We start from the raw sequence: 19926 nt of genomic DNA, 5'->3' as shown, positions 1-19926 counted from the left end.
ACATCAAGGCGACCATCAGATCGCCTTTTTAGGCCGCTCCGCGGCGGCTGCACACGGCATGCCAAACGGGAGACACGCTCTTTTGAGCCCCTGCTGTAGAAGTGTAGCCTAGCGGAGTCACGACGCCCCCTCTGCTAAAGGAGCAGCCTAGCCCATGAGCATCAAACACAAGCTGATGCCCCACTTTGCCCGCCTGATTACCAGCGAAGGGCTACAGCAATGGCGGCGTCGCCTGCTGGAATGGCGCCGACAACTGAAACGCCAACCGCACCAGTCCACCTTCTATTTCCGCATTGACGATCCCTATTCAGTGCTAATGGCGCAGGTGATTCCACGCTTTTCTCAGCACTTCGGCATTACCGTTACCCCCCGGGTAATGCTGTATTTAGACCAGCAGATGTACCCAGCCGCAGACATGCTCGCAGAGCTTGCCCCCAGCGATGCGGTTCAGCTGGCCGAGCTGCACGGCCTGGATTTCCCTACAGACTGGCGATTGCCTGCCCGGGAAGTTAGCCTGGCAGCGACTCGCTGCCTACTCAAACATGAGGGCGACGAGCGTTTCTGGAGCCTGGCCGCCGCACTGGCCGATGCCCTGTGGCGTAACGACCACGACAAACTGGAAGCCCTGCTCAGTGAATATGGCCAGCAAGCGGCCGATCGAGCACAGCTCTCTCTGGAAGCGCGCCGCGACCAGTTTCTTAACGACGGCCACTACCTCACCGGCACCCTACATTACGCCGGCGAATGGTATTGGAGCGTGGAACGGCTGGACCACCTTGGCCACCGCCTTAACGCGCTGGGACTGGGCAGTGCAGACTGGCCGCTGCCCTACGGCCGAGCCAAGCGGGCACGTTTGAAGGACACCCCGGAAAGCCTGAAAGGCGCTCCGCTAACGCTGTACTTTTCTTTCCGCAGCCCTTATTCCTATATCGCCCTCTCGCGGACCTATGCACTGGCCGATCATTACGGGTTGGCGCTGAAAATTCGCCCGGTGTTGCCCATGGTGATGCGCGGGCTCACCGTCCCCAAAGCCAAACGCTTCTATATCCTGAACGATGCCGCCCGTGAAGCTCGCCTACACGGCGTGCCCTTTGGCAAGGTCTGCGACCCGGTGGGCGCAGGGGTGGAACGCTGCATGGCCATTTGGCCCTTCGCCGAGAAAGAAGGGCGCTTACGCGAATGGCTGCGCGCCGCCGCCGTAGGCATCTGGAGCCAGGGCATTAATGCCGCCAGCGATAACGGGCTGAAATTTCTGGTGGAAAACGCAGGCCTAGACTGGAACCGTGCCCGCCGCTGGCTGGATGACGATAGCTGGCGCGACCTCGCCGAGGACAACCGCAACGCCATGATGGAAGCGGGTAGCTGGGGCGTACCCAGCTTTATGACTCAAGATGACATGGTATGGGGGCAAGATCGTTTTGCCATCATTGAGAACAGCCTGCTAGCCTCACAGGCCGATGACAGAAACTGAGCCAAGCTGCTCTCTGTTTTAGTAAGAGCGCATGCTTATCACCTGAACGCGGTGCCGGCGAACTCAAGAGTGAAGGGTTTGCCGGCTCGGCACAAAATGCAGCCAGGGCCTTGTTCAGGTTCCAGCTTAAGGCTTGACGCTTGCTTTGCACTGCAATCGTCATGTAAGCATAGCCCCTTAATTACATTAAAAATTACATTAAAAAACCTTGGAGATATCATTATGACCCTTGCCTATTGGTGTGTGCTTGCCGCCATCGTTTTGCCTTACCTGTCCACTTCACTGGCCAAGTTTCAAGGTGGTTTCGGGCCCAAACAGAACCATAATCCCCGCGAATTTCTGGAAACATTACAGGGCAGCCGCAAGCGCGCTCACTGGGCCCAACAGAACGGCTTTGAAATCACCCCGGCTTTTGCCGCCGCCGTGATCATTGCCCATTTGGCGGCCACATCACCGCAGGGCACCATTGATGGCATCGCCCTGGCCTTTGTCGTCAGCCGCATCCTGTTCACGCTCTGCTACGTGGCTGACTGGGCCAGTGCGCGCACCTTGGTTTGGGCCTTCGGCATGGGTTGCATCGTTGCGCTGTTTGTTGGCGTTGGCAGCTAAGAGAAAGGCAATTGATAACGAACGCCGCCTCCAGCCAACGCTCTGGGGGTGGCTTCAAGAGTATCGAACTCTGCAATTTCAATTTATCCCCCCATGGCCCAGACCTTCACGATTACTGTCCACGGCAAGGGAGCGTTCCCCTGCCGCGCAGACCAGACCATTGTCGACGCCGGGCAGCAGGCGGGCTTCGGCTTTCCTGTCGCCTGTCGTAATGGCGTGTGCGAACGCTGCATTGGCCAGCTCAGCCATGGACAGGTGCAGCAAAAAAACCGCACTATTCGCGCAGGCGAAGACAACCCCTCTGGGGTGCTATACTGCGTCGCCCTGCCACTCAGCGACTGTGAGATTGATGTGCCCGAGGTAACTGCGCCCGGCGAATTGCCGGTCCACCAGATCCATTGCCAAATTCAGCAAATCGACGCCCTCAACCACGACGTGAGTCGTGTCTGGCTGCGCCTGCCAGCAGGCAAGAAAATCCAGTGGCATGCGGGCCAGTATCTAATGCTGAATCTACACGGCGAGAGCTACCCCTTTTCTATTGCTAACCATTGCCATGGGCGCAATATCGAATTGCACATTCGCCACGGGGATGACAACAGCGCCACCCAAGACATCATGGCCAGCCTGCAATCCGAGCGCACCGTCAGCACCACCCTGCCCGCCGGTCTGCGCTTTATCGACAGCGCCCCGCAGCATCCGGTGTGGTTTATTTGCGGCTCCACCGGCTTTGCGCCAGTGAAAGCCATGATCGAGCGTCTGATCGCGCTGAATTTCTCCCAGCCGGTACGGCTGTTCTGGGGCGCCCGCACCGATGCAGACCTGTATCTGCCGCATTTGCCCGCCCAATGGCAGGGGGCCCTGGCCGATTTTGACTTCGTGACCTCCTTGTCCGACATACGCCACCCGGACCATGCCGAAGGGCTGGTGCACGAAGCCGCACTGGAAGCGCTCGGAGAACCCGACCTGCCGCTATTTTTCTTGGGCGGCTCGCCACCCATGGCCTGGGCGGTTTTCGACGCACTGGTCGCCGAAGGTGTCCCCGCCGGCAATATCCATTGCGACGCATTTGATTACGCACCACGTGACTAGGGCAACACGAATTAAGCTCACTCCCCGGGCTGGCAACAACCGGGCTCGCGTTGTAGTTTGAGGCTTGTTGCCCCATTTCAGGGAAAGGATACGATGGCGGATTCCCCCTCCTCGGCTAATGGTGATCAGGCTTTATTGTTGCCCTGCCACGAGTGCGACCTGATTTGCGAGGTGACGATTCGCCACGACGGCCGATGGCGATACTGCCCGCGCTGCCAGCACCCGCTGATGCGCCCGGCCCAAGATGATCAACTCACCCCCGCACTGGCATTCACGGCTTTATTGTTACTCACCCTGTCACTTCTTTTCCCGTACCTGGGCTTTGAAAAGAACGGCATTGAAAGAGCTATTTCCATCACGGATGCAGCACAGGAGCTGGCGGTTTATCACCACCCTGCGCTTGCGGTCATTGTTCTGGCCACCATCGTAGTAATCCCGGCCTTGTACCTGCTCTCGGTCTGCTGGATTCATATGAGCCTGGCCAGCCCCAGGCCGCTGCCCGGCAGCCTGTTCCTGGCTCGTTGGCTGCCGCGCATGCAACCCTGGATGATGGCCGATGTTTTTGCCATCGCCGCCTTGGTGAGCCTGATTAAAATCATCGCCATGGCCCATATCCAGTTACTCTCCGCCTTCTGGACCTTTTCCGGCTTCGCCCTGATCCTGCTGATTACCGTTACTCGCATGAATACCATCGGCTTATGGCAGCGGTTACTCGGCGACCTGCAACAGCCGCCGGAGGCCCACGCAGGCAAAACCGCCCAGACTCTGGGCCTGATCGGCTGCGAATGGTGCGGGCAGCTTCAGCCCCTAGGGCGCCACCGTTGCCATCATTGCCACAGCCCCCTGCATGAACGCCGCCCTTTTAGCCTGCAACGGGTTTTGGCGCTACTGATCACCGCTATCCTATTCTGTTTCCCCGCACACTTGTTTCCCATCATGATCACCACCAGCCTGGGAAAGACCGAGCCATCCACCATTATTTCCGGGGTGATGCTGTTTATTCGGCATGGCGACTGGCCCATTGCAGTAATTATTTTCACCGCCAGCGTGCTAGTGCCCTTCGGCAAGATTCTCGCTCTCAGCTGGTTATGCCTTGCCACCCGACAACAACAAGCACTGGATATGAACAGCCAAATGAAACTGTATCGCCTCACCGAGTGGATTGGGCGCTGGTCGATGATTGATGTCTTTGTGGTGGCCATCATTGTCGCCCTGTTTCAGATGGGCAATATTCTTACCGTGACGCCAGGCATGGGAGGGGTCGCGTTCTCCGCCGTGGTCATTTTTACCATGCTCGCCGCCCACCAGTTCGACCCTCGGCTAATCTGGGATCAGCAACAACAGCTGCCGCCCACTCTTGAACCGGAGCCTCAACCTTGAACCAACCTGACACGCCCACGTCACGCCGCCGACTGTCTGCTGTCTGGCTGATTCCTCTGGTAGCTGCACTCATTGGACTGTGGCTGGTGTTCAGTTACCTTTCCAGCCAAGGGCCGATTATTACGTTGAAGCTGGAAGATGCGGAAGGCATCAATGCCGGCAAAACCGCGATAAAGACGCGCAACGTTCAAATAGGCGTAGTAGAAAGTGTCAGCCTCTCGGAAGACCTGAGCCATACCCTGCTCAGCGTGCAGATGCAGGCCGACACCGACCGCATGCTCTTTAGTGACTCCCAGTTCTGGGTGGTAAAACCCCGAGTAGGGCGTGAGGGCATCAGCGGCTTAAACACCGTCCTGTCCGGGGCCTATATCGAATTATTGCCTGGCAGTAACGGCAAAAAGACAAAAACCTTTACCGTAAAAAACAGCCCGCCGCCGGAGAAAACGGGCGACGGCCTGTTCCTGAAACTGGTCAGCGAGCCGGGCACCAACATCAACAACGGCGACCCGGTCAGCTTCCGCAACCTGAAAGTGGGCCGGGTGGTCGAAACCCAATTTGATCGCCAAGCCAAACTATTCCGCCACCGTCTCTTCATCGAAAAACCCTACGATGTATTGGTCAGCGAGAGCAGCCGTTTCTGGAAAGTCTCTGGCATCGGCTTCCAGCTGGATGCCAGGGGCTTTCAAGCCCAGCTCAGCTCGCTAGAAGCGCTGCTTGGTGGAGGCATTTCTTTTTCCGTGCCCGACGCCAGCATGGCCACCGGCGCACCGGTGGAGGATGGCCACCAATTCAAATTGCATAACAGCCAGGAAAGCGCCCGGCGAGCGCTTTATACCCAGACCTTGGACTACGTATTGCTGGTTGAACGCAGTGTGCGCGGGCTTACAGCAGGCGCCCCCGTGGAATACCGCGGCATCCGCGTTGGCACTGTGGAACAAGTCCCCTGGGCTTTTGGCGAGCATGGCCCCAGTGCCATGACCGACAACCCGATCCCAGTGCTAATCCGCCTGGAACCGCAACGGGTCAATCGACAATCCAACATCGCGTTAACCACCTGGAAAGAAGAAATCAGCCAGATGGTTCACAATGGCCTTCGCGCCAGCCTCAAAGCCGGCAACCTGCTAACGGGCTCGTTGTTTGTGGAGCTGGCGTTCCACCAAAACGCACCCACTTCGGATACCTCTCTAACCTATAACTCCGTGCCAGTCATGCCGTCCGTGGGCAGCGGCGGCTTGAGTAAATTAGAAGACCAGCTCCATGCGTTGCTGGAAACACTGAATGAACTGCCCATAAAGAACATGGCAGACAACCTCAATAACAATCTTAAACACTTGTCCGGCGTGACTGGGCGTATTGAATCCTTGCTGGCTGACCCAGCACTCAACACGTTGCCACAGCAAATTTCCAGCAACCTGAATGCACTGGACGCCACGTTACAAGGCTGGCAATCCGGGGGCGATGGCTACCAGGAGCTGCAAGGGACCCTGCAGAAACTGAACCGCTTGCTAGACAGCGCCGAGCCTCTGCTGGACACCTTGAACGAACAGCCCAATGCGTTGATTTTCCAGCGTCACCCAACCACCGACCCCCAACCCCGAGGCGCACAATGATCCGTCTGCTCGCCATCGCCGCTATTCTCGCCGGACTGTGGGGCTGCAGCCACGCCCCCCAACCATCGGCGCCGAGCTATTTGCTGCCTTCTGCCACGCAATCCGCGCATTCACCGCTCACCATAAAGGTGGTGCTGGCTAACTACCTGACCCGGGGCGGTATTGTGATGCAACTCAGCGACAGCGAAATACAGGTGGCCCGCCACCATCGCTGGGCCGAGCCCTTGGCCACGCAGTTACAGCGCGCTCTGGAAGCCCGCATGACCACCGGTGATGAGCAAACTCTCACCGTGGAGCTGACCCGCTTCCAGGGGCTGCAGGGCGAAGACAGGGATGCCGCGGTTATTAGCGGGCGATGGACTCTGGCAGGGAACAACGGAGAAATGGCAAAAGGCCGCATTCAATGGGAAGCCGCACTGGAGAACGGCGGCTATGCCAACCTGATAAGAACACTGGATCAGGGCTGGCAGGCCGTGGCGGCAGAGATCGCCACCACCATTAATTGAAGGGGGGCTTGCCTGCATCCTCTAATGCGTTGCCGGATTACGGCCTTCGGCCTAATACGACCTACAAGGTGCTGCGGTTTTTGTAGGTCGTGTTAGCCGCGTAGCGGCGTAACCCGACAAAACGACATCTCACACTACTGCACGCTTTTATCAGGCAGTGGCAGGGCAGGAAGATCCCCTTCAAGCTGAGCCAAACGCCGGTCGAAGGCGGACATGGCTTTGCTGGTATCCCCCAGTGCCCGGTACAGCCGCGCTAATTCTGCCAAGGCCGTGGCACTCTGGCTGGAATTCGCCGCAGCTTCAAAGAAACCTTGAGCCTTACCCCACAGGCGCGCCTTCAACGCAACACGTCCGGCGGTGATCAAAACCGCCGCATTACCCGGCCGTTCTGCCAGCCACTTTTCCAATACCTGTAACAGGTCATCGGGGGAAATATCGTCGATGGCTTCCAGCACCGGTGGCAAGCGATCATCCCACCGGTTATCCAGTTGCTCGCGGACCAGATTCAGAGCACCACGACCGCCACCCAACTGGGCTAAAAACCCAGCGTAACGGGCTACCATGGCCGGGTCGTTTTTTAGTTGCACCGGCACATCTTTCCACAACTTTCGCAGCTCTTCACGGCGAGTATCTGCATCGTTAAAACCCGGCTTGCGGGCGGTTTCTTGCAGCCAGGCCAACCAGACTTTACGCTCACGGCGGGCCTGATTGGCTTCGCCAAAGGCGCGTTTCAATCGTGGCATCAGGCCGCACAGCGTTTGCCAGTCTTTCTGGCTTTCCAGCACTTCGGCGTAAGTCTTGAGGATACGCTTGTTGCGCGGCGCCATGTCCGCCAGCACCTTCAATTCACTACGGGCCTGTTCCGGATAACCCTCATCCAGTGCAAAGCGGGCTTTCATCAGGCCCGCCACCAGCCTACCTCGGCGGTCAGCGCCAGCCTGCTCAAGGTACTGCTGCGAAGCATCTACCTTGTCCTGCTCTTGAGCCGCTTCCGCCGCTAACAACCAGGCGACCAATGGCCAGTCGCCTTCTTCGCCAGCCGCTACCAACAAGCGCTCGGCCTTTTCCAGCTCGCCATCCACCAGCTGCAGGAAACCGCTTCGCAAGCGACGTTCAGCCACCTTTTTCTTCCAGCGGCGAGTCGCGCGGACTGGCTCCATGAGGTTCCAGGCCGTATTACCCAGCAACGTAAGCACCACCAGTGCCACCGCAGCCAGCAAGGCCATCAGGACCACAAATCCCAGAGTAGTATCCACTGACATGGTGTCGCGGATAATCAGCACATAACCGGAATCCGCTGCCATCCAACGCCCCAGCGCCAACGCGGCGACCAGCGCAATAATAATCAGCAGGACGACTTTTTTCATGCGTCGCCCTCCTTGCGTTTCAGGGCTTCTATGGCCGCCAGTCCATTACCGATCTGCGGCAAAGCCTGGGCCACGTTGGCGCCGCCCATCGCCTTCAGGGTGCTCTGCATGTGGGCGGTACGGGAATCATCACTCCGGAACCATTGCTTGAGCGTCGACTGGGCGTTTTCAATCGCTTGCCGATAGGCTTCCGCACGCCCTTGCATCAATGCAAGCTGCGCCTGCTGCAAGCTGCCGTCCAGGGTCAAACGCACCAGTGCGGCCTGCTCCCCCGACAATGGCAGTGGTACAGCACCTTCATGGCGGCGCACGGTTACCGGCATCCGGTCCATCACATCATGCCACCAGCTCTGATCTCCGTCCGGCTCGGACCGCTCCGCGGGCGAGGCTTCTGTGGGCACCGCCAATTCGGCTACCAGCTCTCGCAAAGCGCCCAGACGCAACACCATGCCCTGCACATCCACTTGGCTGGCGCCACTGAGAATTTCCATATCCAGGGCCAATGCTTTACGGGCCGGCAACACGGCAGGATCATCTAGGCGAGCCAAGGTCTGATCCGCAGCCTTTAACAAACGGCGAGCAGCCAACGCATCTTGGGTAAGCAACAGTCTCTGGCTGGCCAGACTAGCCAGTGCGCGGGCCTCATTAATCAACCACAGCCGCTGGCCACCGCTTTTTATATCGGTCAAGGCGGCGCGGTCCCTGTTCATCTGCGCACCCAGCTTGGACTGCCGTTTTTCTAAGTCAGATAATGCCGCCTGTACTTCGCGCTGCTGACGGGTTAGCTCACCTTTCACTGTCGCCACCTGATCGGCAAGGCCACTCTTTTCGCTCTTCAGCCGGGTGAACTCCTGCCACCCCCACCAGCCAGCAGCGCCAAGTGCAGCTAGCACCACCAATACAAGCAGCACAGCCAGAAGGCTTACCCCAGTTTGGCGGGAAAAAGGACGATCCTGCGTCATATCAGCTCCGTTGTTGTCATAGGCAAGGCGGGCGTAACAGTCAAACGCGCAGCGCTTTCAGCGTGGCGATACCCAATCTCATTGCAAAAACCTTAAAGTGACCGTCCATCGCTGTCCAATCATTACCGTTACCAGCAGGGAAAAAAAGGCCTGTAAGCCCTTTTACGCCCTGATAACCGTTTATCTCTCTCCTCAACCTTTGCCAGCACCCACGGCAAGAGCAGATAACATGTCTTCATCGTGGGCGCTGGCGGCTACACACACTTCGCCGGCATGCCCAGCGCGCACCGCCTCGGCCACGCGTTCTCCGGCAGCCACCACCCCACAGTACGCGGGTACCGACGCTCCGACCGCCTGCCAACCCTGTACGCTGGTAATCATCACCCAATCGGTCTCTGCAGGAATGCGAATTGGGTGTGCGGCCTTGCGGTGGTAAAAGGCCAGCGCCTCCACATTTGCCCCTCGGGACTGCAGAGTTTGCGCCAACAATTCACGGCCGCTATCACCCCGGCAAATTAGAACCTGTTTCTCAACCAGCTGCTGCAGACAAGGCAACGCCAACACCGCTTCGGTATTAAACCCTTGCTTAGGCACAGTGGCAGGCAAGTGCCAAGCCTCCAGCTCTGCTGCAGTAGCTCGGCCCACAGCCAACCAGTGCACCCCAACGGGCCACTGGGGCCACAGATCAGCCATAGCCGACAGAGCCAAGCGGGCAGCATTCACACTGGCGAAAAACACCGCGTGATAACCATCCAGCTCCATCAGAATACGCTGCATAGGGCCATCCACTGTCACCGGCTCGATAACCAGTGCCGGCTGGTGAAGTGGCTGATACCCTGCCTCAACCAACAGGGCCATTAGCCGCTGCTGCTGGCCCTCAGGGCGGGTGACGATAACCCGTTGCTGTCGACCTTGATCGTTCATTGGCGAGCGTACAAGGCCTTCAAAATTTCATCCGCGCCCTGGGCCAATAACTGCTCAGCAATATCGATACCCAGTTCCGCGCCCTGACCGCGGGGAGCGGATCCTTCTGCGCGCAATACTCGACTGCCATCTTCTTCTGCCACCAAGCCACGTAGCCACAACTGGCCGTCTTCAAGCAGAGCAAAACCCGCGATCGGCACCTGACACCCCCCTTCGAGGCGCCGGTTCATGGCCCGTTCGGCCACCACCCGATCCCACGTATCCACATCACTCAGTGGTGACAGTAGCGCGATGGTACTCGTGTCGTCCTCACGACACTCGATGCCCACGGCGCCTTGCCCCACTGCAGGGAGCGACTCTTCCGGTGGCATTTCATAACGAATGCGATCGTGCATTTCCAGCCGTTTGAGGCCCGCTGCGGCGAGGATAATGGCATCGAAATTCCCCGCATCCAGCTTGCCCAGCCGGGTCTGCACGTTACCACGCAGGCTATTGACGACCAAATCAGGGCGATTGGCTTTTACCTGGGCCTGGCGGCGCAGGCTAGAGGTCCCCACGCAGGCACCATGGGGCAGCAAAGACAGGCTATCGAAAGTGTTGGAGACAAAAGCGTCCCGGGGATCTTCTCGCTCACAAATCACCGGCAACGCGAAACCCGGTGGCAATTCCATGGGCACATCCTTCATGGAGTGCACGGCAATGTCCGCGCGCCCGTCCATCATCGCTTCTTCCAGCTCCTTAACGAACAGTCCCTTGCCTCCGATCTTGGCCAACGGGGTATCGAGAATCTTGTCTCCCTGGGTCTTGATTCGCACCAGCTCCACGCGCAATCCCTCATGCAGGCTTTCCAGGCGCTGCTGAACATACTCGGCCTGCCAGATAGCCAACGGGCTGGAACGGGTAGCGATACGCAAGATTTCGCGGGACATAGAGCATCCTGAGGGCAGTGAATTGGGTTGCCAGTCTATCAGTTTAAAAAGCCTCAAGCTGCAAGCGGCAAGTTGCAATAGGACGGTCAGATTATTGCTATTTTAACGACTAGGGCCGCATCCAAACTCTGGGCGCTCCCGATGCTTGACACATTCAAACCGCCAAACCGTGTAGTTGCTTGCAGCCGGGAGCTTGTCCCTGATGTTTTCAGATGCCGCATAAAACCACAGCAAACGCCGCCTGCACCCAAAAGGAGTTCTGGAATTGATAATCCAGCGGATGAGGCTCGGTATTCCCGCCGCAGGGAGCGGCGGCCTAAAGGCTGGCGCTGCCCACACGAATGGGGTTTCCGAGGGGCCGTGGCGGCCATGGGGATGGAAGCTTTCACATTGCCGTACAATGAAGCCGGTAACGGGCAGGGTGGGCCGGGCACGACGGTTGAGCCCAACCGCACCCGTTAGAAGGAGAAACTTTTTTAGTGGCGAAAGTCCTGTTTTTGTTATTCGTTGCGGTTCAATTCATTGCTCAATTGAACCGACTCAAGGCTAGTAAGCCGTGCAAACCTTACATTACGCCAAGTACCCTTTAGCTGGTGCCCGTTAAAGGCTCTGCAGCACGCGCCGCAAGCCCGCTACATGGCGCCGACTCACGGTCAGGCGCTCGTCCACTCCGCGCAGGCGAACTTGATGGTGTCCCGCGGTGGCCATTTCCATCCCTTCAATAAACTTCAGCGCCACCAAGGCATTGCGGTGGATGCGCACGAACTGATCACCAAATTCCGTTTCCAGTTCTTTCAGGGTTTCATCAATCAACACTTCGCCTTCGCTAAAGCACACCGTCACGTATTTCTGGTCTGCCAGGAAGTAACGCACATCATCCACCGGCACCAGCTCCAGCCCCCGGTGAGTACGAGCACTGATATGGCCTCGACGGCGAGGTTTCTCTTCACTTACATCATCGCTGATTTCTGCCAGCTGAATCCGATTGAGCGTTTTCCCCTTGGTGAGCGCAGTGGTTAGGTCAGCCGCATTAACGGGTTTGAGCAGGTAATCCACCGCATGCACACGAAACGCCTGCAGCGCGTGCTCGTCATAGGCGGTACAAAAAATCAGTGCTGGCGGATTATCCATCTTGCTCAGATGCTCCGCCGCTTCCATGCCATCCATTTCCGGCATGCGAATATCCATCAACACCACATCCGGCCTGCAGGACTGGGCTTCAATAATGGCTTCACGGCCATTGGCCGCCTCAGCCACCACCTCGGTGTTCTCGATCTTCTCGACCAGCCGCTTAAGCCGGTCGCGAGCCAGTTGCTCGTCGTCGCAGACAAGTACCCGCATAAGTCCCATCCTTTTATTGCAGCGGATATCGAATTTCGATCTCGTATTGTTTTTGTTGCGGGCGGGATTCCACCGCCACATCATCACCGTACAGGGCTTCCAGCCGATGACGTATATTTTCCAGTGCCATGCGGTTGCCTTTGTGATGTCCGTCGCCTTCCGGCTTGGGATTACTCACCGATAACACCAAATTACCATTGTCGAGGAGGGCACGTATTGTCACCAGCCCCCCCGCAGCTAATGGCTGGATGCCATGATAAATGGCATTTTCAAGCAAGGGTTGCAAGGTTAATAACGGAATCTTCACGGATTTTGTATCCACCTGGATGTCCCATTCCACCTGCAAACGCTCCCCCATACGCAACTTTTCGATGTGAATATAGCGCCTGCACAGTTCAAACTCTTCTTCCAGAGAAGCCTCATTACCGCTGTTTTTAAGGCTGGCACGAAACAACACCGATAGATCTTCTACCACCTGTTCCGCCCCCTCCGGGTCCACCGCAATAAGGCTGGCAATAATATTCATGGAGTTAAACAGAAAATGGGGACGAATTCGTGACTGCAGTGCCTGAATGCGCGCCTGCAATTCCGCCTGGCCCTTTTGTCGCAGCTGCTCTTGCACATAGAAATAGCGCATGACCAGGCCGGCAATAATTGCTGCTATCAATCCGTTTACCAGAATACCCGTGGACCACACCTCCATTTCCAATGCACCACCGCTGACCCAGGCCATGATGAGCCGCGCCAATACGCTGAACAGCAAGGTCCCCGCGGCCACCAGCAAGACCACCGCGATAGAGGTCCAGGCCGGCGGCAACCGGTTCAGCCGGTTACGCAACTGGCACACCAGCGCAGCGGAGGTCAGCCCGACCCACTGCACAAACAGAGAGGTAATCGCCAGCCGGCCAACACTAAACCCGTCGTAGTAAGTGGCCACCAGGGTCACCACCAGCGCCATCAGCTCGGCCACCACCACCACCACCAACACGGCACGGGTACTGCACAAGTCGGGCAGAAAACTGTTATTTGCCGGGACATCAGTGGCCACGCGCGCACTCCTTTGATACGGAAAAAGGCCTAATTATGAATATGTTATACCTGAATGAACCGCTACTCCCAAGGAATAGTCTCCCCCTGCTATACTTACGCCCCCGCAAACCAAGCGTTGAGCAAGTACGATGACTGACAAGCAGCAGAACAAACTCTGGGGCGGCCGCTTCAGCGAGTCCACCGACCAGTTCGTGCAAGAATTCACTGCCAGTGTGAACTTCGACCGGCGCATGTACCGTCAGGACATCTACGGCTCTCAGGCTCATGCGACCATGCTTGCGGAAGTGGGCGTGCTCACCGATGAGGAGCGCGACGCCATTATTGTGGGCCTGCGTGAAATTCAGCTGGAAATCGAAAAAGGCGAGTTCCAGTGGTCCGTAGCACTGGAAGATGTGCACATGAACATCGAAGCCCGACTCACCGACAAGATCGGCATCACCGGCAAGAAGCTGCACACGGGGCGTTCGCGTAATGACCAAGTAGCCACCGACATCCGCCTGTGGCTACGTGACGAATTGCTGATTCTGGAAGAACAGTTCCTGCACCTCATGCAAGGCCTGCTTAACCTGGCCGAGCGCGAAGCCGCCACCATCATGCCTGGCTTCACCCACTTGCAGACAGCCCAGCCGGTGACCTTCGGGCATCACCTGCTAGCGTGGTTCGAAATGCTCAAACGCGACCGGGAACGTCTGCTGGACTGCAAGAAACGGGTTAACCGCATGCCGCTGGGGGCCGCCGCCCTGGCCGGCACCACCTACCCGATTAACCGGGAGCGCACCTGCGAGCTTCTCGGTTTTGACGGCGTCTGCGAAAACTCCCTGGATGCAGTGAGCGACCGGGATTTCGCCATTGAATTCTGCGCGATGGCTGCACTGACCATGACTCACTTGTCCCGGATCAGCGAAGAGCTGGTGCTGTGGACCAGCGCCCAGTTCAACTTTATCAACCTGCCCGACCGCTTCTGCACCGGCAGCTCCATTATGCCGCAGAAGAAAAACCCGGACGTGCCTGAACTAGTACGAGGCAAGACCGGCCGCGTCAACGGCCACCTGATCTGCCTGCTAACGCTGATGAAGAGCCAACCACTGGCCTACAACAAAGACAACCAGGAAGATAAAGAGCCATTGTACGACGCCGTGGATACCTTAAAAGGCAGCCTGCGCGCCTTCGGTGACATGATCCCTGCGTTGGAACCCAACCGTGAAGTGATGCGCGAAGCGGCCCGCCGCGGTTTCGCCACGGCCACCGATCTGGCCGATTACCTGGTACGCAAGGGCATCGCCTTCCGCGACTCCCACGAGATCGTCGGCAAGGCGGTGGCTTATGGCGTAGAAAAGAAGAAGGATTTGGGCGACATGTCCTTGTCGGAACTGAAGCAATTCAGCGATCAAATCGAAGACAACGTGTTCGAAGTATTGACCCTGGAAGGCTCCGTGAGCGCCCGTAACCACATCGGCGGCACCGCTCCCGACCAGGTCCGCGCCGCGGTGGCCCGTGCCCGCGAGGCACTGGACAACACCTAAGCCGGGCGACAGCAAGGCGGGAGCTTCACTCTTTCCGCTTTGCTGTTGAACAGGCGGCTAGGGCCGAGTTATTCGCCGCCCAGGTCCTCACCATTGGCTTGTGGCTGATATTCCACGGCAAGAATTTCCAACTTCAAGGTTTTGCCATTGGGTGCCGGCCAGTCGATGCTTTGGCCCACGGATAGCCCAAGCAACGCCGCACCCACTGGCGCCAGGATCGACACCCGCTGCGGACCAGTATCGTGCGGATACACCAGCGTCAGGCACATCTCCCGGCCACGGGCCTGCTCCCGGCAACGAATCCGCGAATTCATGGTGACCACATCCGCCGGCATATCCTTTGGCTCAACCACCGTGGCGCGCAACAACTCTTCCTCCAGGCCATCGGCCACTTCGCCATCCACATCGGACAGCAGCGCCTCCAAACGGGCAACATCCAGACGAGACACAGTAATGACGGGAAGCGCCATGGTTTTCTCCTTAACGTAAAACGCCCCACACGAGCACGGGTCCATAATGCCGAAATCATTCAGGCACACATTGGACACTCATGCGGAAGGGGCGAAAAAATCAACAGAAATGGGTCCACATTACGCAGACTATGAACCGATAGTAGACCTGATCTGTTTTTTCTCAAGCGGCGTTATCGGACACCCCCCTGCATTACCTCCAGAGTCGCGAACCGTTATACTCCCCCAGCAAACGGAGCCCCCTATGCGCATATTCAGCCTGTTACTGTTCCTGCTGTTGGCCGGCTGCGGCCAAAAAGGCCCGCTGTATTTTGACCAAGAGCGCAATGCGTCAACGCCGGCCAGCAACGCCGGGCCGACACAAACCAACGCAGACAGTGACGACACCCAAGATAAAGACGACGCCGACGCGTCAGCACAGGACTAATCATGGATCATTTTCAGTACCGCGACGGAGAACTGTTTGCCGAAGAGCTGCCGGTAGAGCAACTGGCGGACCGCTTCGGTACACCGCTCTATCTGTATTCCCGGGCGGCGTTGGAGCGTCACTATTTGGCGTTCGATGAAGCGTTCGGCGACCATCCTCACCAGGTGTGCTACGCGGTCAAAGCCAACTCCAATTTGGCGGTGCTGAATGTACTGGCCCGGGCCGGCGCTGGTTTCGACATTGTTTCCGGTGGCGAACTTGAACGGGTGCTGCGTGCCGGGGGTGATCCAGACAAAATTGTTTTCTCCGGAGTCGGCAAAACCGCCCACGAAATGGCCACCGCCTTGAAAGCCAACATCCACTGTTTTAACGTGGAATCCGCCGCGGAACTGGAATTGCTGAATCTGGTGGCTGGCGAGCTGGACCGGGAAGCGCCAATCGCCATCCGCGTGAACCCGGATGTGGACGCCCAGACCCACCCCTATATTTCCACAGGTTTGAAAGACAACAAGTTCGGCGTGGACATCACTAAAGCCCCGGCCTTGTATCAACGAGCCGCTGATTTACCGCACATCAAGATACTGGGCATCGATTGCCATATCGGCAGCCAGCTCACCAAACTGGATCCATTCGAAGCGGCCTTGGAGCGGGTATTGAAACTGCTGGCCCAGCTGCAAGAGCACGGCATCGAGATTCATCATTTGGATTTGGGTGGCGGTCTAGGCGTGACCTACGACGACGAAACACCCCCGGATCGCTCGGACTATGTGCAGGCCTTGCTCAAGCACATTCCCGGCGAGCTTCCCGTGCACATCGAACCAGGCCGCTCCATTGCTGCCAATGCAGGAATTTTTGTTACTCAAGTGCTGTTTTTGAAGCCCACCGAGCACAAAAATTTCGCCATCGTCGACGGCGCCATGAACGATCTGATTCGCCCCAGCCTCTACTCTGCCTGGCAGAACATTGTGCCGGTAAAACCCCACGAGGCGGACTGCCGCAGCTGGGACATTGTCGGGCCAGTGTGCGAAACCGGCGACTTCCTCGGCAAGGACCGGGCCCTGGCACTGGAGACCGGCGACCTGCTGGCCGTGCGCAGTGCCGGCGCCTACGGCTTCGCCATGGCCAGCAACTACAACAGCCGCAACCGCCCCGCCGAAGTCATGGTGGATGGCGATCAGGCCTTTGTGGTGCGGCAAAGGGAAACCTTTGACGAACAATTGAAACTGGAATCGTTACTGCCATAGCAGTAAACGCAGCACGCTTCATGCGCAAAGCGTTTAAAAGAAAAGGCGGCCAGGCCGCCTTTTCTTTTTACTCATGGCGATCCGGTTTTATACACCTCTTGAGGGGGCGCTAACCGCAGCACCTTGACCCCCAGCCAGGCATAAACCAACGCCAACACCGGATTGATCAGATTAAAAAACGCGTAGAAAAGATAATCTGTCACCGGCACCAGCAATACCGATTGCATGTAGGCACCGCAGGTGTTCCAAGGGATAAGCGGGCTGGTGATAGTGCCACCATCCTCCAGCGCACGGGACAGATTTACTGGCGCCAGGCCCTGTTTTGCGTAGGCTTCACGGAACATCCGGCCAGGCATAATGATAGAGATGTACTGGTCAGCAGTAAGAATATTGCTGCCAAAACATGTCGCCAAAGTGGCGGCGATCAACCCCGCTGCGCCCTTAACTGCCCCCAGAAGACCTTCGATTAAGCGAGCAAGAAACCCTCCGTGCTCCATCACTGCACCAAAGGTCATCGCACAGATAATCAGCCACACGGTATTGAGCATGGACGCCATGCCGCCGCCAGACAGCAGGTTATTCAAAGTGGCATCGCCGGTTTCCACGGTGATGCCCTGGTAAAAGGTCTGCCAGACCACTTTCAAAGACGCCACCCAGCCAGGTGCGGGCTCGCCAGCTTGCACCGCAATCGCCTGCGGCTGAAACATCAGGGCCCAGATTCCGCCCAGTAACGCGCCCAGAAAAATCGCTGGTAAGGCCGGCATCCGCTTGAGCGCCAGCACCAATAACACCAGCAATGGAATCAGGTGCAGCAAGGAAATATCAAACTGGCTTTCCAGCCCCTGTAGCAGCGGGGCCATTCGGCCCACGGTGTCGCCGGCAACGTCTGCATTCAACCCCATCACCAAAAAAATCAGCAAAGCGATGGCAATGGAGGGCACCGTGGTCCACAGCATCAGGCGAATATGCTCGAACAGTTCCGAACCCGCCACCGCCGGTGCCAGATTAGTGGTCTCAGACAGCGGAGAAATCTTGTCACCAAAGTAGGCACCGGAGACCACTGCTCCGGCCGCCACTGGCAACGACAACCCCAGCCCGCTGGCCACTCCGATCAGCGCCACCCCCACGGTGGCCGCCACAGTCCAACTGGAGCCAATACTCAGGGCGATAATCGCGCAGATCAGACAGGCGGCGGCATAAAACAGGGCCGGATTCATCAACTCAAGGCCGAAATAAATGAGCGAAGGCACGATGCCTGCCAGCCGCCAGGTACCGATCAGTGCCCCCACGCTGAGCAGAATCAGCACCGCACCCAACGCCACCGAGATACCCTTGATCATGGCGGTTTCGATTTCCCGCCAAGTCAGGCCATTTTTAAACGCGATCAATGAGGCAAGGCCGGCACAGACCAGCAAGGCAATCTGGTTGGGACCGGAGGAGGCACTATCGCCGTACAGATAAACCGCCGAGCCCAGTAACCCCACCAGTACTACAATCGGCAGCAGAGCATCCAGCAAGGAGGGGCGGCGGAATCGGGATTCGGTCATAGCGGCAACATTCAGCGGCTGAGATTTCGGTTATACCCGACAGGGAGCCAGTAAGCACTTACCATCGAGGCAGAAAGCGGCGCAGTCTATCAGCCGGATAAGCCAGCAGCACCACTCGTCGCAGACGCCAAGGCCGCTAGCCGGCGATGTTGGCCAGCGCTTTTAACGCTTCACCGTCCAACCGGTAGCGAACCCATTCTGATTGGGGCTGCGCTCCCAGGCTTTGATAGAAGTCCATGGCCGGAGTATTCCAGTCCAGCACGCTCCATTCGAAACGGCCGCAGTCACTGTCCACGGCAAGGGCCGCCAGTTTCGCCAATAGAGCCTTACCAACCCCTGCCCCGCGCGCTTCCGGTTCCACAAACAGGTCTTCCAAGTACAGGCCATTGCGGCCCTGCCACGTGGAGTAGTTAAAGAAATAGATGGCTAGCCCGACAATACGGCCGCCCTGTTCCGCGACCATGGCATGGGCCGTGGCGTCATCACTAAACAGAGTGGCCGCCAGCTGTGCTTCGTCAGTGGTCACCTGCTCTTCGGCTTGCTCATAACGCGCTAAATCGCGAATCAGGCGCAGCAGATCTCCCACGTCCTCACGGCCGGCCTGGCGCAGGGTGACGGTCATTGCGGGTTTTCGCCGGTCAGCATTTTCACCGTGGTATGGCCATTGGCATCGCACAGCGCCTCTTTCAACAGCGGCATAGCCTGTGCCATGTGCTGGGCCAACGTGTAAGGCGGGTTAATGATCAGCATGCCGGTGCCGGTCATGCCACGGCCAGAGGCATCCGGGCGCACACAACATTCCACTCGTAGCAGGTTGGGAATCCCCGCCTTTACGAAACGGCGGATAAAGCTCTCGGTGCGGTTGCGATCCAACACCGGATACCAGATGGCATAGGTCGCCGTAGCAAACCGCTCCATGGCCATTTGCACGGCAGGCAATACACCGTTGTAATCCGCCTCCATTTCATAGGAAGGATCAATCAACACCAACCCTCGTCGATGACGCGGCGGCAACAGGGCTTTGAGCCCGTGCCAGGCATCATCCTTGAGGACTTGCACGCGCTTATCGTCAGCGAACTCGCGCTTGAGCAGCGTAAAATCGGTGCTATGCAGCTCAGTACATTGCAGCACGTCCTGCTCACGCAGCAGGCTGGCACTGATTTGCGGCGAGCCGGGATAATCCATCAGCCGTCCCACCGGATTCAGCTTTTCCACCAGTGACACATATTGATCAATCACACCCACCCCGGTGCGCTTACCAAATAGCTTGGCAATGCCATCCTGGTACTCACCGGTCTTTTGCATGTGCTCGCTGGCAATGGCATAGCTGCCCGCCCCCGCATGGGTATCGTGGACAGTGAAGGGCTTATCCTTCTTTTTCAGGTATTCAATGATGGCCACCTGCACAATGTGCTTGAGTACATCCGCAAAATTCCCGGCGTGGTAACTGTGACGATAGGAAAGCATGTTTGCTGCC

General features: G+C 57.8%; 19 protein-coding genes. 9 read left to right on the top strand and 10 right to left on the bottom strand.

The features are described from left to right. The first annotated feature begins 154 nt into the window (after window positions 1-154). The 6 genes from ABNH10_RS13325 (at window position 155) to ABNH10_RS13300 (ending at window position 6665) form a co-directional block, all read left to right on the top strand. Window positions 155-1471 (top strand): 2-hydroxychromene-2-carboxylate isomerase, encoded by a 1317-nt coding sequence (locus tag ABNH10_RS13325; protein ID WP_349386400.1) that lies wholly within the window; start codon window positions 155-157, stop codon window positions 1469-1471. A gap of 222 nt (window positions 1472-1693) precedes the next feature. Then, complete coding sequence (locus ABNH10_RS13320; RefSeq protein WP_349386399.1) at window positions 1694-2080, top strand: MAPEG family protein; 387 nt, start codon at window positions 1694-1696, stop codon at window positions 2078-2080. Window positions 2081-2173: 93 nt separating this feature from the next. Next, a complete protein-coding gene (locus ABNH10_RS13315) occupies window positions 2174-3169 on the top strand; it encodes a 2Fe-2S iron-sulfur cluster-binding protein (protein ID WP_349386398.1) in 996 nt (331 codons plus the stop codon). 93 nt (window positions 3170-3262) lie between these two features. Next, the gene (locus ABNH10_RS13310; RefSeq protein ID WP_349386397.1) at window positions 3263-4549 is read left to right on the top strand and encodes a paraquat-inducible protein A; all 1287 of its coding nucleotides are present in this window, start codon (window positions 3263-3265) and stop codon (window positions 4547-4549) included. Continuing rightward, the gene (gene pqiB, locus ABNH10_RS13305; RefSeq protein ID WP_349386396.1) at window positions 4546-6159 is read left to right on the top strand and encodes an intermembrane transport protein PqiB; all 1614 of its coding nucleotides are present in this window, start codon (window positions 4546-4548) and stop codon (window positions 6157-6159) included. The genes ABNH10_RS13310 and pqiB overlap by 4 nt, the downstream gene beginning before the upstream one ends. Next, the gene (locus tag ABNH10_RS13300) at window positions 6156-6665 is read left to right on the top strand and encodes a PqiC family protein (protein ID WP_349386395.1); all 510 of its coding nucleotides are present in this window, start codon (window positions 6156-6158) and stop codon (window positions 6663-6665) included. Before pqiB ends, ABNH10_RS13300 begins: the two co-directional genes overlap by 4 nt. 134 nt (window positions 6666-6799) lie before the next feature. Here ABNH10_RS13300 and ABNH10_RS13295 read toward each other — a convergent pair whose 3' ends face one another. The 6 genes from ABNH10_RS13295 to ABNH10_RS13270 form a co-directional block, all read right to left on the bottom strand. After that, a complete protein-coding gene (locus ABNH10_RS13295; protein WP_349386394.1) occupies window positions 6800-8032 on the bottom strand; it encodes a heme biosynthesis protein HemY in 1233 nt (410 codons plus the stop codon). After that, window positions 8029-8994, bottom strand: coding sequence for a uroporphyrinogen-III C-methyltransferase (locus ABNH10_RS13290; protein ID WP_349386393.1), 966 nt, complete (start codon window positions 8992-8994; stop codon window positions 8029-8031). The genes ABNH10_RS13295 and ABNH10_RS13290 overlap by 4 nt, the downstream gene beginning before the upstream one ends. A 192-nt stretch (window positions 8995-9186) precedes the next feature. Further along, the gene (locus ABNH10_RS13285; RefSeq protein ID WP_349386392.1) at window positions 9187-9918 is read right to left on the bottom strand and encodes a uroporphyrinogen-III synthase; all 732 of its coding nucleotides are present in this window, start codon (window positions 9916-9918) and stop codon (window positions 9187-9189) included. Continuing rightward, window positions 9915-10847, bottom strand: coding sequence for a hydroxymethylbilane synthase (hemC, locus tag ABNH10_RS13280; RefSeq protein WP_349386391.1), 933 nt, complete (start codon window positions 10845-10847; stop codon window positions 9915-9917). Before hemC ends, ABNH10_RS13285 begins: the two co-directional genes overlap by 4 nt. A gap of 600 nt (window positions 10848-11447) precedes the next feature. Then, window positions 11448-12188 carry a LytR/AlgR family response regulator transcription factor gene (locus ABNH10_RS13275; protein ID WP_349386390.1) on the bottom strand — a complete coding sequence of 247 codons (741 nt, stop codon included), beginning with the start codon at window positions 12186-12188 and terminating at the stop codon, window positions 11448-11450. 13 nt (window positions 12189-12201) lie between these two features. Next, window positions 12202-13236, bottom strand: coding sequence for a sensor histidine kinase (locus ABNH10_RS13270; protein ID WP_349386389.1), 1035 nt, complete (start codon window positions 13234-13236; stop codon window positions 12202-12204). A gap of 130 nt (window positions 13237-13366) precedes the next feature. Here ABNH10_RS13270 and argH point away from each other — a divergent pair, with 130 nt between their 5' ends. Continuing rightward, a complete protein-coding gene (argH, locus tag ABNH10_RS13265; protein WP_349386388.1) occupies window positions 13367-14761 on the top strand; it encodes an argininosuccinate lyase in 1395 nt (464 codons plus the stop codon). A gap of 68 nt (window positions 14762-14829) precedes the next feature. On the opposite strand, the gene rnk is transcribed toward argH, so the two are convergent. After that, entirely contained in the window at window positions 14830-15231 is a 402-nt protein-coding gene (rnk, locus tag ABNH10_RS13260) for a nucleoside diphosphate kinase regulator (protein WP_349386387.1), read from the bottom strand. Between the two features lie 244 nt (window positions 15232-15475). Here rnk and lptM point away from each other — a divergent pair, with 244 nt between their 5' ends. Together lptM and lysA are read left to right on the top strand one after the other, a co-directional pair. Then, complete coding sequence (gene lptM, locus ABNH10_RS13255) at window positions 15476-15658, top strand: LPS translocon maturation chaperone LptM (RefSeq protein ID WP_349386386.1); 183 nt, start codon at window positions 15476-15478, stop codon at window positions 15656-15658. Window positions 15659-15660: 2 nt separating this feature from the next. Beyond that, window positions 15661-16902, top strand: a complete 1242-nt coding sequence (lysA, locus tag ABNH10_RS13250) for a diaminopimelate decarboxylase (protein WP_349386385.1) — start codon at window positions 15661-15663, stop codon at window positions 16900-16902. Between the two features lie 71 nt (window positions 16903-16973). Here the strand turns inward: lysA and nhaC are convergent, their stop codons facing one another. The 3 genes from nhaC to ABNH10_RS13235 form a co-directional block, all read right to left on the bottom strand. Then, on the bottom strand, window positions 16974-18449 hold the full coding sequence (gene nhaC, locus ABNH10_RS13245) for a Na+/H+ antiporter NhaC (RefSeq protein ID WP_349386384.1): 1476 nt from the start codon (window positions 18447-18449) through the stop codon (window positions 16974-16976). A gap of 136 nt (window positions 18450-18585) precedes the next feature. Next, entirely contained in the window at window positions 18586-19071 is a 486-nt protein-coding gene (locus ABNH10_RS13240; RefSeq protein ID WP_349386383.1) for a GNAT family N-acetyltransferase, read from the bottom strand. Next, complete coding sequence (locus ABNH10_RS13235; RefSeq protein WP_011589605.1) at window positions 19068-19916, bottom strand: 23S rRNA (adenine(2030)-N(6))-methyltransferase RlmJ; 849 nt, start codon at window positions 19914-19916, stop codon at window positions 19068-19070. The genes ABNH10_RS13240 and ABNH10_RS13235 overlap by 4 nt, the downstream gene beginning before the upstream one ends. Between the last annotated feature and the right edge of the window lie 10 nt (window positions 19917-19926).

Source organism: Alcanivorax sp. (assembly GCF_040119285.1).
In the GTDB taxonomy this organism is placed as follows: domain Bacteria; phylum Pseudomonadota; class Gammaproteobacteria; order Pseudomonadales; family Alcanivoracaceae; genus Alcanivorax.
This window is presented reverse-complemented; position numbering and strand designations above follow the sequence as displayed.

Excerpts from the sequence above, each read along its gene's own strand:
- argH (WP_349386388.1), top strand. The coding sequence starts at position 13,367 with ATGACTGACAAGCAGCAGAACAAACTCTGGGGCGGCCGCTTCAGCGAG.
- lptM (WP_349386386.1), top strand. The coding sequence starts at position 15,476 with ATGCGCATATTCAGCCTGTTACTGTTCCTGCTGTTGGCCGGCTGCGGC.
- ABNH10_RS13285 (WP_349386392.1), bottom strand. The coding sequence starts at position 9,918 with ATGAACGATCAAGGTCGACAGCAACGGGTTATCGTCACCCGCCCTGAG.
- nhaC (WP_349386384.1), bottom strand. The coding sequence starts at position 18,449 with ATGACCGAATCCCGATTCCGCCGCCCCTCCTTGCTGGATGCTCTGCTG.
- ABNH10_RS13315 (WP_349386398.1), top strand. The coding sequence starts at position 2,174 with ATGGCCCAGACCTTCACGATTACTGTCCACGGCAAGGGAGCGTTCCCC.
- ABNH10_RS13300 (WP_349386395.1), top strand. The coding sequence starts at position 6,156 with ATGATCCGTCTGCTCGCCATCGCCGCTATTCTCGCCGGACTGTGGGGC.
- ABNH10_RS13275 (WP_349386390.1), bottom strand. The coding sequence starts at position 12,188 with ATGCGGGTACTTGTCTGCGACGACGAGCAACTGGCTCGCGACCGGCTT.
- ABNH10_RS13295 (WP_349386394.1), bottom strand. The coding sequence starts at position 8,032 with ATGAAAAAAGTCGTCCTGCTGATTATTATTGCGCTGGTCGCCGCGTTG.
- ABNH10_RS13325 (WP_349386400.1), top strand. The coding sequence starts at position 155 with ATGAGCATCAAACACAAGCTGATGCCCCACTTTGCCCGCCTGATTACC.
- ABNH10_RS13320 (WP_349386399.1), top strand. The coding sequence starts at position 1,694 with ATGACCCTTGCCTATTGGTGTGTGCTTGCCGCCATCGTTTTGCCTTAC.
- ABNH10_RS13310 (WP_349386397.1), top strand. The coding sequence starts at position 3,263 with ATGGCGGATTCCCCCTCCTCGGCTAATGGTGATCAGGCTTTATTGTTG.
- hemC (WP_349386391.1), bottom strand. The coding sequence starts at position 10,847 with ATGTCCCGCGAAATCTTGCGTATCGCTACCCGTTCCAGCCCGTTGGCT.
- lysA (WP_349386385.1), top strand. The coding sequence starts at position 15,661 with ATGGATCATTTTCAGTACCGCGACGGAGAACTGTTTGCCGAAGAGCTG.
- ABNH10_RS13290 (WP_349386393.1), bottom strand. The coding sequence starts at position 8,994 with ATGACGCAGGATCGTCCTTTTTCCCGCCAAACTGGGGTAAGCCTTCTG.
- ABNH10_RS13240 (WP_349386383.1), bottom strand. The coding sequence starts at position 19,071 with ATGACCGTCACCCTGCGCCAGGCCGGCCGTGAGGACGTGGGAGATCTG.
- ABNH10_RS13235 (WP_011589605.1), bottom strand. The coding sequence starts at position 19,916 with ATGCTTTCCTATCGTCACAGTTACCACGCCGGGAATTTTGCGGATGTA.
- rnk (WP_349386387.1), bottom strand. The coding sequence starts at position 15,231 with ATGGCGCTTCCCGTCATTACTGTGTCTCGTCTGGATGTTGCCCGTTTG.